The organism is Actinoplanes sp. TBRC 11911 (assembly GCF_012933445.1).
Lineage (GTDB): Bacteria > Actinomycetota > Actinomycetes > Mycobacteriales > Micromonosporaceae > Actinoplanes.
Genome location: NZ_JABBNC010000048.1, coordinates 23,770 through 36,974, shown reverse-complemented (window position 1 = coordinate 36,974; position 13,205 = coordinate 23,770). Strand labels below are relative to the sequence as shown.

At 69.0% G+C, this 13,205-nt stretch carries 14 protein-coding genes; 3 read left to right on the top strand and 11 right to left on the bottom strand.

Annotated features, from left to right (window positions below; genetic code table 11):
- From HH310_RS39690 to HH310_RS39680, 3 genes are all read right to left on the bottom strand, one after another.
- Positions 1–234, bottom strand: coding sequence for an SHOCT domain-containing protein (locus tag HH310_RS39690; protein ID WP_169180923.1), 234 nt, complete (start codon positions 232–234; stop codon positions 1–3).
- Between the two features lie 85 nt (positions 235–319).
- On the bottom strand, positions 320–2,203 hold the full coding sequence (locus HH310_RS39685; protein ID WP_211193231.1) for an amino acid transporter: 1,884 nt from the start codon (positions 2,201–2,203) through the stop codon (positions 320–322).
- Positions 2,204–2,307: 104 nt separating this feature from the next.
- Positions 2,308–3,591 carry a GAF domain-containing protein gene (locus tag HH310_RS39680; protein WP_169180922.1) on the bottom strand — a complete coding sequence of 428 codons (1,284 nt, stop codon included), beginning with the start codon at positions 3,589–3,591 and terminating at the stop codon, positions 2,308–2,310.
- A 158-nt stretch (positions 3,592–3,749) separates the two neighbouring features.
- On the opposite strand from HH310_RS39680, the gene HH310_RS39675 reads away from it, so the two are divergent.
- Complete coding sequence (locus HH310_RS39675; protein ID WP_169180921.1) at positions 3,750–4,679, top strand: universal stress protein; 930 nt, start codon at positions 3,750–3,752, stop codon at positions 4,677–4,679.
- A gap of 117 nt (positions 4,680–4,796) precedes the next feature.
- Here the strand turns inward: HH310_RS39675 and HH310_RS39670 are convergent, their stop codons facing one another.
- Together HH310_RS39670 and HH310_RS39665 are read right to left on the bottom strand one after the other, a co-directional pair.
- Positions 4,797–5,669: a universal stress protein gene (locus HH310_RS39670; RefSeq protein WP_169180920.1), complete on the bottom strand. Its 873-nt coding sequence runs from the start codon at positions 5,667–5,669 to the stop codon at positions 4,797–4,799.
- Positions 5,666–5,866, bottom strand: a complete 201-nt coding sequence (locus HH310_RS39665; protein ID WP_169180919.1) for a DUF1918 domain-containing protein — start codon at positions 5,864–5,866, stop codon at positions 5,666–5,668. Before HH310_RS39665 ends, HH310_RS39670 begins: the two co-directional genes overlap by 4 nt.
- 471 nt (positions 5,867–6,337) lie before the next feature.
- Here HH310_RS39665 and HH310_RS39660 point away from each other — a divergent pair, with 471 nt between their 5' ends.
- On the top strand, positions 6,338–6,715 hold the full coding sequence (locus tag HH310_RS39660) for a hypothetical protein (protein WP_169180918.1): 378 nt from the start codon (positions 6,338–6,340) through the stop codon (positions 6,713–6,715).
- 49 nt (positions 6,716–6,764) lie between these two features.
- On the opposite strand, the gene HH310_RS39655 is transcribed toward HH310_RS39660, so the two are convergent.
- Genes HH310_RS39655 through HH310_RS39645 form a run of 3 tightly spaced genes read right to left on the bottom strand, consistent with a single transcriptional unit; the run spans position 6,765 to position 9,708 of the window.
- Positions 6,765–7,274, bottom strand: coding sequence for a flavodoxin family protein (locus HH310_RS39655; protein WP_169180917.1), 510 nt, complete (start codon positions 7,272–7,274; stop codon positions 6,765–6,767).
- A gap of 13 nt (positions 7,275–7,287) precedes the next feature.
- Positions 7,288–8,181 carry a class I fructose-bisphosphate aldolase gene (locus HH310_RS39650; protein WP_169180916.1) on the bottom strand — a complete coding sequence of 298 codons (894 nt, stop codon included), beginning with the start codon at positions 8,179–8,181 and terminating at the stop codon, positions 7,288–7,290.
- A gap of 51 nt (positions 8,182–8,232) precedes the next feature.
- Positions 8,233–9,708, bottom strand: coding sequence for an AAA family ATPase (locus HH310_RS39645; RefSeq protein WP_169180915.1), 1,476 nt, complete (start codon positions 9,706–9,708; stop codon positions 8,233–8,235).
- Between the two features lie 135 nt (positions 9,709–9,843).
- Here HH310_RS39645 and HH310_RS39640 point away from each other — a divergent pair, with 135 nt between their 5' ends.
- On the top strand, positions 9,844–10,119 hold the full coding sequence (locus HH310_RS39640; RefSeq protein ID WP_169180914.1) for a DUF1876 domain-containing protein: 276 nt from the start codon (positions 9,844–9,846) through the stop codon (positions 10,117–10,119).
- 11 nt (positions 10,120–10,130) lie between these two features.
- On the opposite strand, the gene HH310_RS39635 is transcribed toward HH310_RS39640, so the two are convergent.
- From HH310_RS39635 to HH310_RS39625, 3 genes are read right to left on the bottom strand one after another with little or no spacing between them, the layout of a single operon-like run.
- Positions 10,131–11,093, bottom strand: coding sequence for an Acg family FMN-binding oxidoreductase (locus HH310_RS39635; RefSeq protein WP_169180913.1), 963 nt, complete (start codon positions 11,091–11,093; stop codon positions 10,131–10,133).
- A 2-nt stretch (positions 11,094–11,095) separates the two neighbouring features.
- Positions 11,096–12,073 carry an Acg family FMN-binding oxidoreductase gene (locus tag HH310_RS39630; RefSeq protein WP_169180912.1) on the bottom strand — a complete coding sequence of 326 codons (978 nt, stop codon included), beginning with the start codon at positions 12,071–12,073 and terminating at the stop codon, positions 11,096–11,098.
- A gap of 10 nt (positions 12,074–12,083) precedes the next feature.
- A complete protein-coding gene (locus tag HH310_RS39625; protein ID WP_169180911.1) occupies positions 12,084–13,046 on the bottom strand; it encodes an Acg family FMN-binding oxidoreductase in 963 nt (320 codons plus the stop codon).
- Between the last annotated feature and the right edge of the window lie 159 nt (positions 13,047–13,205).

Genomic DNA, 13,205 nt, shown 5'->3' with positions numbered 1-13,205 from the left:
TCAGCGCCGTGTCGACCGCAACGTGGCCAGACGCCGTTCGTACTCTTCCGAGTCGATCTCGCCCCGGGCGAAACGGTCCGCCAGCACCCGCTCGACATCCGATCCCGGCGGCGATGACGGCTGGCGGAAATGCGCCATGATCAACGCGACGGACAACAGCATGGTGGGCAGCACGATGGCGAAGATGACCAGCGCCCAGATCGCGCTCATTCCGGTGCCGGATCCGTACAACATGGCTTCGCTCCTTCCTAGCGTCCCGCTTTGAGCGTGTGACATCCGGGAGCGGTCCGGCACGAGGCGAAAGACCCGTTCTTGCCGGTCAGCCGGCATGCACGTGCGGACGCAGACCCCGGTCGGGCACGTGGCGGCGCAGGATCTCCCGAGTCACGGGCGCTACCTCGCCGTGGCCGAAGAACAAATAACGCAGATAGTTGAGAGCTGGGTTGTCCTCGCTCCACCGGAAGTAGACGTGCGGCCGGTGGCCGGTGCGGTCCCGAATGTGGATGAGCAGCGCGGCGAGCGCGTTCGGCACCGCGGAGCTCTCCAGAGTCAGCACCCGGTATCGGTGGTGTCGGACGATGCCGTGCACCAGCAACTCGTCCTCGAAATCGGACGGATCGGCGACGGTTACTTCGACGAAGACGACGTCGCCCGCATCCGGCAGGTCGTTGTCCTGCACGGTGCGGTTGAGCAGCGAGCGGTATTCTGCTTCGCTGCTCGTCTTCGCCTCATGGGCGATCAGACGTAGCGTGCGGCGTGAGCACTCGCGGACGAACCCGTCGGCGACCGGATCCAGTTCGACGCGCGTCACCCGCAGGTCGAGCGAGCGGTGGATCCGCGAGATCAGCGACACCAGCAAGATGGCGCCGATGAAGCACCCACCGATTTTCACCCCATCCGGCCGCTCGACCACGTTGACGACGGTCGTATAGCCGAAGACCGAGGTGATCGCGGCGAACGCGATGGTGGGACCGCGACGCCGGTGGTGCGCCTGCACCAGGGTCACCGCGGCCGCCGCCGAAGTGATCAGCACGAGTACGCCAGTCGCGTACGCGCCGCCTTGCGCGTTCACGTCCGCCCGGAACAAAACCGTCACCAAAGCAGCGACTCCGGTCAACACGAGCACCAGCGGCCGCGTCGCACGGGCCCATTCCGGGGCCATGCCGTATCGGGGCAGGTAGCGAGGGATCAGGTTGAGTAGACCGGCCAGCGCTGACGCGCCCGCGAACCAGAGAATCGCGATGGTGACGGCGTCGTAGGCGGTTCCGAATACCGGCCCCAGATTCTCGTGGGCCAGATAGGCCAGCGCCCGGCCGCTCGCCGGGCCGCCCGCTTGAAGTGCCGCCGGTGGGATCAGCATCGTGGTCACGACGCTGCTGGTCAGCAGGAAGCCGCTCATGACCAGGGCAGCGGTGGTGAGCAGTCGCCGGGCGCCGCGGATTCGCCCGGCCGGGCGTTCCTCGGTGTCGGTCGCGTCCCCGCGGATCTGCGGCATGACCGCCACCCCGGTCTCGAAGCCGGACAGCCCAAGGGCCAGCTTAGGGAAGATCACCAGGGCGGCGCCCGCCGTCAGGAAGGGATCACCATGTTGGCTGATCAGCGCCGTTCCCCAGCCGGCGACCGTCCTCGGGTGGGTCACAATCACTGTGAGTCCGTCCGCGATGACCACCGCGTTCAATGCCAGATAGGCGCCGACCAGCACCACCGCGATCCCCATGGCGGCGCGGAATCCACGCAGGAAGACCGCGCCGAGCAGGGCCAGCAATCCCAGCGTGACGATCACCTGATGGCCCTGCAGCGAGGTGGGCCAGTACGGGTTGTCGTCCAGGTGCTCGGTCGCGTCCGCGGTGGACAACGTCATCGTGATCATGAAGTCGGTGGCAGCGAATCCGAGTAAGGCGAGGACGACGAGCTTGCCTCGCCAGTACGTCAGTCGGCGCACCAGGATCGCGATCGATCCTTCCCCGTGCGGGCTTTCGACGGCGACCCGCCGATAGACCGGCAGCGCGCCGAACAACGTGACGAGGATCAGCACCACGGTCGCGACGGGGGACAGCACACCGGCGACCAGCGCGGCGATGCCGGGTTGATAGCCGAGCGTGGAGAAGTAGTCCACACCGGTCAGGCACATCACTTTCCACCACGGGTGTCCACGGCCCCGCTCCGTGGCGTTGTGCGGCGCGGGTTCGGCGGGCTCGGCCATCAACCACGTCCGCAGGGTGGTTTCGGTGCTCACCCTGTCGAGGGTGGGCGATGTCCACCCGTCGACGGAGGGGCACAAAGTCCTGCCTGGCCGGGCCGAACGGTTCAGTCGTCGGTGCCCATGGTGAGGATCGCGTCGCGCAGGTCGCGGATGATGGCGTCCACCTCGCCGATCTGCTCCTGTAGGCGCTGGGCGACTTCCGGCCGGAAGGCCCGGTCCGCCGCGCCTTGCAGGGCCAGTCCGTGCCGGAACAGCCGTTCGATCACGCGTTCACGCAGGTCTTCGCCGATCTGTTCGCGATCTCGCAGCCGTCGAAGAAGCTCGTTGTCGCGCCGCGCGTCGGCGAGCCGCAAGACCAGGGCGGCCTGGCTTGCCAGGCCCGTCATGATGTCCCGGTCGAGGCTGTCGATCGGTTCGTGCTGCGTGTCTCTGGAGATGAGCAAGACGCCGATCGTGTCCTGCTCGCCCGCCAGCGGCAGCGCAATTGACTGCCCGACCGCGGGACGGCCGGACTTGATCACGCCTGCTGGTAGCCGTGACGGCTCCGCGACGACCGGCTCGCCCTGGGCGATCGCGTCGTCCAGCAGTGAATCAGCGATGGATAGCTCATTACCGGTCCGCCCCTCGTAGACGCCGTCCGTGGCGATGATCCGGAAAAGGGTCGGATCCTCGGTCGGGACTGCCGCGAGGGCTCCTGAGCCCTCCATCGCTTCCCGTGCGCTCCGGACGAGCCGCCCAAGGACCGCCTTGAGGTCGGCCTCGCCCAGCAGGTCGGTCGCGACCTCGACCATGGCGTTCTCGATCGCGACCCCTGCCGCCGCGGCCAAGGCCAGCAGAAGTTCCTCGTCATCGGCGGTGAACGAGTTTCCGCCGTTTTTCTCGGTCGCATAGATGTTGCCGAAGATGCGGTCGGCGACTCGGATCGGCACGCCGAGGAAGGTCGTCATAGGTGGGTGATGCTCGGGGAAGCCGACCGAGGCGACATGGTCACCGATGTTCAGCAGGCGCAGCGGTTCGGGCCGTTCGACCAGCAACCCAAGCACTCCTTTGCCCTCGGGCAAGTGACCGATCTGCTGGACGGTTTCGATGTCCATGCCGGAGTGGATGAAACGGACAAGGCCTCCGCCAGCCACCACGCCGAGGGCGGCGTAGCGAGCATCAACGAGGGCGCGGGCCGCCTCGACGATGTGGCGCAACACGTCGTCCAGATTGTCGGCCCGGGCGACGGCCAGGTAAGCCCGGAGCAGGCCGCGTAGCCGGCCTTGAGTGGCCTGGACCTGACGGGCGCTGTCCACCAGTTGTTCGAGGATTTCGTCGAACTGCAGTCGCGCGGCATGGGCGAATGAAAGACCGGAGACGGGATCGCTCGTATCGTTGGGATCTGTCATGGCGTACCGCCTCCGTAGGGCGGCTTCCCAAAAGGCGCCGCCGCCGACGAGTCTTCCACCGGCGGGCCCCGCGGGGAATGGCCGACGGGACCAAAGGCCTTGCGAGACCTGTCGACCGGCCGTGCCGCAGCTTGCCGTACCGCCCCTAGCCTGCAGATATGCGCAACGACGTGTCGGTATCCGAGATTCTGCCCGTCGTCGTCGGGGTGGACGGTTCACGAACCGCCCCGGCAGCCGTGGATCTTGCCGCGGCGGAGGCGGCCCGCCATGGAATCCCGTTACTCATCGTGCACGTCTGGCCCGGCCAGTACACCGGCGTGTTCCGAAGCCGCGGCGTGGTGCCCTCCCGAGCGGACGGCCTGCGCCTGCTTGAGGTGTCGGCTGGCCGCGCCCGCCTGTCGGCTCCCGGCCTGGATATTCGTACCGAAATGCTCGACGGGGGTACGGCTTCAATACTGACTCGCTTCTCCGAGCGTGCGCGCCTGCTCGTAGTGGGGCATCGGGACGATGTCATCACCCGACCCAGCTGGGGTTCGACGACCGCCTACCTGGCACATCACAGCGCATGCCCGCTGCTGGTGCACCGCGGCGTCGTGCCGTCGCGCGGGCCGGTCGTCGTCGCGACGTCCGCCCGTCCAGCCGGCGACAGTACGCTCGGGTACGCGTTCGCTGAGGCAGAGCTCCTGGAGAGCCGCCTGGTTGCAGTACACATGTGGACCAGGCCGGGCGCCGCTGACAGCGCACCGCCAGTGATGAAGCCCGGTGGGTACGCCACCGAGCGTGGCGCGGCCGACAACAGGCTCGCTGAAGTGCTTCAGCAGTGGTCCGCGCGGTTCCCCGGCGTACCGGTGGATCGCCTCGTCGTCCACGATCTGGACATGGCGTACACGATCCAACGGGCGTCGCGGCGGGGCCGCCTGCTGGTGGCCGGCATCGGGGAGAGCGGCCGCTTCGCGGAACTGCTGTACGGGTCCGCTAACCGCAACGCTCTTCATCAGGCGACCTGCCCGGTTGCGCTGGTCCCGGGCCGGTGGCTGTCACCAGAGAGACCCGGTCAGCCGGTCCTCCGCGGCCGGAGCGACCATTAGCGGACACGTCGTTTCATGCACGAGTTGGCGAGTCGTGGCGCCCAGCCAGGCGGGATCGGCCGGCAGCCGCAAGGACGCCGCGGCTCGTTTCCACGAGCCGCGGCATGACGGTCATCGTCAGCCCCGGTGGCGGACCACCGCCGTCGGGCAGGCCGCATGATGGACGAGATGGCGCCCGACCGAGCCCAGCACCACGCTGGTGAGGCCACGGTGTCCGCGGGTGCCGACAACCACCAGCTGAGCTGACCGTGACCAGTCGCCCAGCAAGCGGCGAGCCGATCCGTGGCGCACCTGACGGCTGATCCGCAGGTCCGGGTACTTCTCGGCGAGGCCGGCAAGCGACTCGGCCAGGACCCGCCGCTCTTCGTCGCCGTCCGACCAGAACTCGGAGGTCATCGGCAGGTTGTCGTTGAGCTCGGTGTGGTTCGCGCGGTCCCAGGCGTGCAGGGCGACCATCTCGGCGCCGCGCAGGTCCGCCTCCTCGGCCGCGAACGCCAAAGCCTCGACGGAGTCGGGTGACCCGTCTACGCCCACCACGACCGGACCGTCCGCCCGGGCATCGCCTCGTATGACCAGGACCGGGCACGTGCCGTGCGTTGCCAGTCGCAGCGCGACCGGGTCGATCACCAATTCGGCCAGCCCGTTGTTGAGGCTGCGGTCGCCGATCACGAGGAGCGACGCCCGCCGGCTCGCATCCAGCAGGACGATTGCCGGGCCGCCGGGGACGACTTCGCAGGTGACCGCCACCTGTGGCGCGCATCGCGCGGCCAGAGCGACGGCCTCGGTCACGAATTTCTCGCCCTGTTCGTAGGAGAAGCGGTGCACCGGAAGAGAGGTGGAAACGCCCGCCGGTACCCAGACGAGGGCATGCACGATGTGCAGCGGGCGGTGGCGCAGAGCCGCCTCGGCGGCGGCCGCCTCAACGGCGGCCAGCCCGCGGTCGGAACCGTCGACGCCGACGACGATCGGGGCACCGTTGAACGCGGTCATGTCGGCTCCCAGGAGCGATGCTCGATGCGTGCCTCGGCTCCCGGGAAGATCAGGGTGGTGCGACCAGTGTCGAGCCACTTGACCTGGTACGGCGGGGCGCCGTCGGCGTGGCTCAGGGCGGTGATCACGCCAGCACGGCGCGTGTCGCCCAGATGGGTCGCTTCAAGGACGATTCGGTCACCGACCTGCGCGATCATGACTGACCACCTCCTGTGGCTCCAGGGCCCACCGGGATGCCGTCCGAGGCCGGCCGTTGTCCGCCTTGGCGACGGTGGGCCGCACGGCTCGATGGCCGTCTCTTCTACTCGGTCGCCTCGTTCTCCGGCACTCCGATGGGCTCACTGCAAGCATCGTCGAGGGCGGCAGGCATTGTCAGAGTCATTGGTCCCGACTCGGGCCGGACAGTCGGCACTGGTGGCCGAGTGTCCTTCGAGGTGCGCTGTAAGCAGGGCACAAATCGGAGGTCACCGATGATTCGCAGCCTTCTCGCGATGGCGATTCTGGCAGGATTCCTCACGGGCTGCCCCGGCGCGCCGGCAGGAACCCCGCCGCCGGCAAGTCCCGGCACACCGTCACCGGCGGTCACCTCAACCGCCCCGACGCCTGGGACACCGCCACATTGGGGCTCCAGCCCGCGAACCGTCGACCACCACCCCGCGGTCCCGCCCGTGCCGGTGTTGCTGCGCGTCCGCTCCGCCGCACACTCCGAGGAAGGCTTCGACCGCATCGTCTTCGACCTCAGCGAAGCGCTACCCGGTTACTCCGTCCGCTACGTCTCTCGCGTAACCGCGGATCCGTCCAGCAAGGCCGTTGCCGTGCCGGGTCCGCACCACCTGCTGGTCGTCCTGCACCCGGCTCAGGCGCACCTCGACAACGGCACAGCCACCGTGTCCGGAGTGCACCCTCTGAACCTCCCGATGCTCCGGTCGTACGCCATCGTCGGAGACTTCGAGGGGCATGTCTCGATCGCGCTGGGCATTGAGGACCGAGCGGGCTATCGGGTCGGGGAGCTGCCGGGCCGGATTTATCTGGATGTCGCGCATTGACCCTAAGCCGTCACCGGCCCCGGCAAGGGGCCGGTGACGTATGCCGCTATCAGACGCGATGCCGTTCGGTCTTCATCGCCTCGCCCAGCTCCGCCGCCCAACCTCGTGCGCGTTCCACCTCGCCCTCCAGCAGCGGACCGGGCGTGCCGGCGACCCGGAAGCTCTGCGGGGCGGCCAGCATCCGGCAGCCCAGCCTGCGTAACTGCCGGTGCGCCTTGCTTGCCGCGGATCCCGGCACGAACCGCTGTTTGACCTTGGTGTCGAACGTGGCCGCCGCTACGCCGGTCAGCATCGGTGACACGTCCAGGTACTCGCGCAGACCAGCGTCGGCCGGCCGGGAGCTGCCCTGCTCGACCGCGGCTTGCCGGGTCGCCGCCCGGCTCAGGCCGAACGCGTGTGTTGGTCCGCCGACAACGATCAGGTCGTATTCCGCGGCCGAGGGCATCGTGCGAGCCTCGGCGATGGTCACCTCCAGTACGTCGCCGAGCCCGTCGGCGATCGCCCGGGCGATCTTCTCAGTGTTGCCGAACATGGATTCGTAGACGACCAGTGCCTTCATCGCAGGTCTCCGTTCACGGCGTCGGGTACTTGGCGAGGATTTGCCGCAACCGCTCGACGAAGCGCAACGACTCCTCGTGATCGCGCTGCCAGACGTTGCGGCCGAAGATCAGGCCGGTGGCGCCGGCCGACATCGACTCCTGGGCCTTCTCGAACATGACCTCGTCGCTCGCCCGGCTCCCGCCGGAAACAAGCACCATGGTCCGGTTCGCCGCCCGCACGACCTCGTCGATGGCTTCTTGGCTGCTGAACTCGCTGCCGTACTCGGCGGGGACATCGGCGTGCTTCTCCGGGTGCGGGAAGTTCACCTTCACCACGTCGGCTCCCAGTTCGCTGGCGACCCGGGCGGCGTAGTGCACGGCGTAGAACGAATCCTTTCCGCCCTTGTGTTCGATGGCCTCGCCCCTCGGATAAGCCCACACGATCAACGGCATGCCAAACCTTTGCGCTTCCTGCCGTACGCCTCGGAACTGCGCGAAATCGTCTTGCTGCGCTGGAGTCCCGACGTAGAGCGTGTACCCGACCGCGTCCGCGCCGAGGCGTACGGCATCCTCGACCGACGCGTGCAGTGGTGACAGCGCGCTGGCGTCGCTGGGAATGTCGGTCTTGCCGTTGAGCTTGAGGATCAGCGGAACCTCGCCGGCGTAGTCCCAGTAGAACTTTTCGGCGAGCCCGATCTGGATGGCGATGCCGTTGAAGCCGCCTTCGAGCGCCAGCCGCACGATGTACTTCGGGTCGCTGGCGATCGGGTCGGCGAAGAAGTCTCGTGGACCGTGTTCCAGTCCTTGGTCGTACGGCAGGAACAGCGCTGTCCCGTTGCCCAGCCCGTGCTTGTAGAGAATCCGATGCAGCCTGGCCTTTTTCCCGGCGCTCAGACCACAGATCGCGAGCCGCATCCGCGTACTCATGGCGGTCTCCCTTCCTCCGTCTTCCACGTTGCCGTCCGTGCCGGGCGCGGGTCAGGGCCGGAGGACCTGCAATGGCCGTCCGAGTGTCACGTCGGCGAGGGCGCGGTCGAGGATGTCGTCGACGGGCTGATCGGTTGCCACGTCGGTGGCTTGCGGCCATGGGGCTACAGCGGCTGCCATCGCGGACGCGATCGCGGCGTCCGCGTCCGACATCCCGCCGGCGCGACGGGCCAGCCGCTCGTTGACAGTCGCTCGGTCCGCCGTGCAGCGAATCTCGCGGACCCGGCTGTGTGTAGCGGCGCCGAGCGCACGTGCCGCCTCGCGGTGCCGTTCGGCCGTCCACGACGCGTCAAGGATCACTGTCTCACCGCGCCCCAGCAGTCGCTCGGCGCGGTGCAGCAGCTCGCGATAGGTTCGATCGGTCCACTCGGTGGTGTAGATGCCGTGGCGGTACGCCGCGGACGCGCTCATCTCGGGTGCGAGACCCGCCAGCTCCTTGCGGATCCGGTCGCTCGACAACACGACCGCGCCGAGCCGATCGGCCAATGCGCCGGCCAACGTGGTCTTGCCGGTGCCCGGGCCACCACCGACCAGCACGAGACGCACCGTCCCGGCGCGAAGATGACGCAGCGTGAGGTCGGTGTAGGTGGCGACGTCGGCCGTCGCGGACAGGTCACCCTGTTCGTGACGCAGGCACGCGACCTTGGCGCGGACGAACGCCCGGTAGGCGATGTAGTGGTCGCGCAGTGCCGCCGGGGCCGGGTCACCGCTGAACTCCGCGTACCAGTCGAGGAACAACCGTGCCAGGTCGTTGGCGCCGAGGTGCTCGATGTCCATCGCGAGGAACGCGGCGTCGTCGAGGGCGTCCAAATATCGCAGCCGGTCGTCGAACTCGAGGCAATCCAGCGGGCGGGGCCCGTCGTCGAGGCAGAACACATCGTCGGCGATCAGGTCGCCGTGGCCGTCCACGATGCGGCCGTGTTCCACGCGCTCGCCGAACAGCGGTTCCCGCCCGGCCAGAAACTCGTGAGTCAGATGCTCGACCTCGATGGCGGCGCCGGCGTCCAGCACCCCGTCGTGAAACGGCCGCAGCTGGGCGAAGGTGGCGTCCCATCGACCGCGCAAGGCTGCTCGCGTGCCCTCGGCGGCGATCACCGGGCTGCGGTCGGCAGTGGCGTGGAACCGCGCCAGCAGACGGGCCAGCCGGCGCAGGTCGTCCTCGACTGGCGCCCCGGCTCGGATCAGCGTGGACAGCCGGCGCTCGGGCGGCATCCGCCGCATCACCACCAAGTGGTCCCAGAGCTCGCCGCCGGGGCCGTGCACGTCGGCTACGCCGAGGTAGACGTCGGCGGCCAAGCGGCGGTTGAGCTCGACCTCACGGTGGCAGACGGCATTCCGGTCGGTGCGGTCGCGAAAGTCCAGGAAGCCGAGGTCGACGGCCTTCTTGAGCTTGTATGCCCGATCGCCCAGGAAGAGCAGGATCGCGGCGTGCGTCTCGAGCACCTGCGCGCGGTATGCCGGTCCCATCACGCGCCTCCCTTCGGTCAGCTCCTGCCCTCACCTTCTCTTTCGCGGCCGTTGTCCGACCAGGGACCAATGGCACTGGTTGAGGCGGTGGTTCAGGTTTGCGATGGAGGTGAAGCAAGCGAAGGAGGTGCCGTCATGCTGCACACCCGGGCATGGACCGTGGATGTGACGATCACGGAGGACGAGAAGAAGCGGCTCACCCATGCGGCGGCTGTACTGCACACCGATGCCCGTGCGCCCATCCGGGGCGAAGGCGAGGCCCGCCGCCGGCCGGCCGACACCGAGGTGCCGGAGATCGGCGACGAACTGGCCACCGCGCGGGCGCTGGCCGATCTGGCCTACAAACTGCTCGACGTCACCGCGGGCGACATCGAGCAGTTCACGCACCGGCCCGTGCACCTGACATCGTGATCGGACGGCGCTCAGGCGTACGTGATGAACTCGATGGGCCTCAGACGGGGAGTGGCCGGCGGCACCTCCCCGGCCATTTCCATGGCCAGCCGCAACACCAGGTGCGGGTAGCCGGACCAGTTCAGCAGTCCGCTGATGCGGTCCCGGCTGCCGGCGACCTCGGTGACGACGCTCAGCGGCAGGACGGCCACGTCGAGCGCGGTCGCGGTCAGCCATCCGGCGGACAATGCCTCCCCGGCCCGCAACCAGTCGACCCCGTCGTCGTCAACGGTGTGCAGGACGGCGAAAACGGCGGAATGCTGGTAGGACTGCTCGATCAGCACCGTCCCGGCACCTCGCAGGGTGCGCACGGGCGCGGTCAGCAGGTACGGGTCAGCGGGTAGGGCGGTGGCGGGCACGCCAGTGCGTGACGGCCGGTCGCCGCCCACCCATGCGGCGACCTCGACCTGCCATTCCGGATCAGCCGCCTCGACCTCCTGAGCCTTCTCGGCCGCCTCGGCCAGCACGAACAGCTGCCGAGGCAAGAGCTTGGTGAGATCCGCCCCCTCGCCGCGCACGGCCCGGCAGATGCTTTGCACGCGGTGCAGATCGATCGGCGCGCCGGGATGGCCTCGGCGGTCGGTGTGCCGGCGGGGAATCTGCCGCAGCAGACGCGCGGCCTCGTTGTCGGTCGATGTGCGCCCGCGGAGCTGGAGGCGGGCCAGCAGCAACGGGTCTCCCGGCGTCCGGATGACGTCGGCGGACCAGCCGTCCGCCGCCAGCTGCAAGCGGGCGTGATGCAGGGCCGCACCGCAGCTCAGGATCGCCAGACGGGCCTGCGGATCGGTGGCCCGCAAGACCCGCCGGGGGTCGAGGCGCAGCTCGAGCGAGTCCTTGCCGACGGTCCAATGCCACGGCTGGCTGTTGTGCAGCGACGGCGCCCGCCCGGCCACGATGGCGGCCTGGCCGAGCGCAGCGGAGGGTTCTGCTGTCATGGCTACGCCTCTCCTCCGTCCTCGTCGATTTCCACGACATCAGCCACGTCGCGCCGTGGGGCGGAGTGGCCCGGGGTGCCGTAGCCGAACCGAATCGTGATTTGCGGCCAACCCGTGCGGCCCAGCGACCGGCGCAGCTGTTCGCGCGCGGAGGGCACCTCGATCGGCTGGCTGATCATGGAGGTGTCCAGGCCGGCGTCGGTGGCGGTGAGCAGTACCCGCTGCAGGGCCTGCCCGGCTGCGGTGTGGTCGATCGGCTGGTCGCCGGAGACGCCGAGGATGCCGACCAGCGGCTCCGGCTCGTAGTCGCGGCCGGGCGCCCGTGGCCGGTCGTTGAAGAAGCGTTGCGGGAGCAGGTCCTGCGGTTCCGGCAGCGGCGCTCCGGCGGTCACCGGGATGCCGTCGCGGGCGCCGTTCACGTGCGTCCATCCGGCCAGTTGCATCTGGTAGGCGGTGTCGCGGCGGAGCACCCGATCGGCGCCCTGCGCGATTTCCGAGAACGCGGTCAGCGCCGTCATGCCGACCAGCAGGTCGAGCCAAGCCCCCTCGTCGCGGGCGGCGTCGAGCAGCCGCACCCGTGTCACGGTCGGAACCTGGGCAGGCCAGAACGGGCCTCGGTTGCTGTGGCGGCGCGGGATCGCCGCGTGCAGGTCCCGTTCGGCATAGGTCGGTGGACGGGGTGGGCCGGGCGTAAGCCGGGCCACAAGGTCGCGATCGTCCGGGTCCGGGTGGAGTGTGACGCTCGCCGGCCGGCCCGCGGCGGCCAGGGCGAGGCGAGCGTTGTATGTCGCAGCACCGCAAGCGAGGCGGGCCGCCCACCCCCGCTCGTCGAGGTACCTGAGCCGCCGTCCGGGGTCGACATGGACCTCGATCGCGCCGTCGCGGAGCCGAAACAGCCATGGCTGGCTGTTGTTGAACGAGGGCGCCTGGATGCCGGCCTCCGCGGCCTGAACGAGGTCCTTCTCGTAGTAGGCAGACACCCGCCCGCTCCTATTCGATGATGGTGATGACGTCACGGGGATCGCGGCGCGGTGCCAGCGGCGCTGGATCCTGCCCGACGGGGAGGTAGCCGAGCCGGACGGCGATGTACGGCTCACCGATTCCGGCCAGCAGCCCGCGCAGCAGGTGTTGCGGCCACTCGACTTCGACGGCGTCGCTGAGCGGCGCGGTTGCGAGCCCGTCGGCGGTAGCCAGCAGCAGCAGGGCGGAGAGGGCCTCGCCGCCGCGCAGCAGGTCCACCGGCTGATCACCGGTGCCGAAGACGACGACGTAGGCGGCGCCCTGGTCGTGGGCACCCCCGGCGTCGAGCCCGGCGGTTTCATCGGGCGCGAAATCGCGTATGGGAACTCGGCGAAGTTCAGATTTCACAGCCGTCGCCGGCGGCACGCCGTCACCGGTGAACGACGGGCGGTGAGTCCAGCGGTACAGTTCCGCGCGGTAGTCAGGGTCGTCGATTTCGGCGCCGGCCGCCAGTTCGGCGGAGATGGCCAGCTGAGCGATCTGGTCGGGCCGCACGACGTGCAGGTAGGCGCCCTCAAATTCGACGAAGCGCCGCAGCTTGGTCAGTTCGAATTCGGTGACCTCGCGGTCGCCGAACGAGCGCCGGTCGGTGTGCCGGTGGTAGATGGCGGCGGCCATCCGCTGTGCCTCGGGATCGGGCGGCACCGGGTGGAGCAGCCGGATACGGGCCAGGAGCTGGGTTTTCGCGGGATCAGGCATTCGTTCGACCGTGGCGGACCAGCCTGCGGCGTTCAACGCCGTCCGCGCGTGATGGAGGGCGGCGCCGCAGCTGATCAGCAGCAGGCGGCCGTCCCGGTCCGCGGTGGTGAGCTGCCGCGACGGGTCGGCGTACAGCTCAAGCGCGTTGCCGGTCAGGCGCCAGCTCCAGGGTTGGGTGTTGAAGACCGAGGGAGCATGTTGCGCGGCGCGAGCGGCCTCTTCGAGCGGTGTCATGGCGAGAACCTCCGTGTGTGCTGTCTCCACTCACGGTGCCGCTGGCGTCCTTCGACGATCAGGGCCGAAAGTCCCCAATCGGCCGGTCAAGACGGCCCGTCCCGGAGGGTAGATATCCGTCGATGATTCCCGATGCCTGTCCCGTTCGGGACCTAGGTC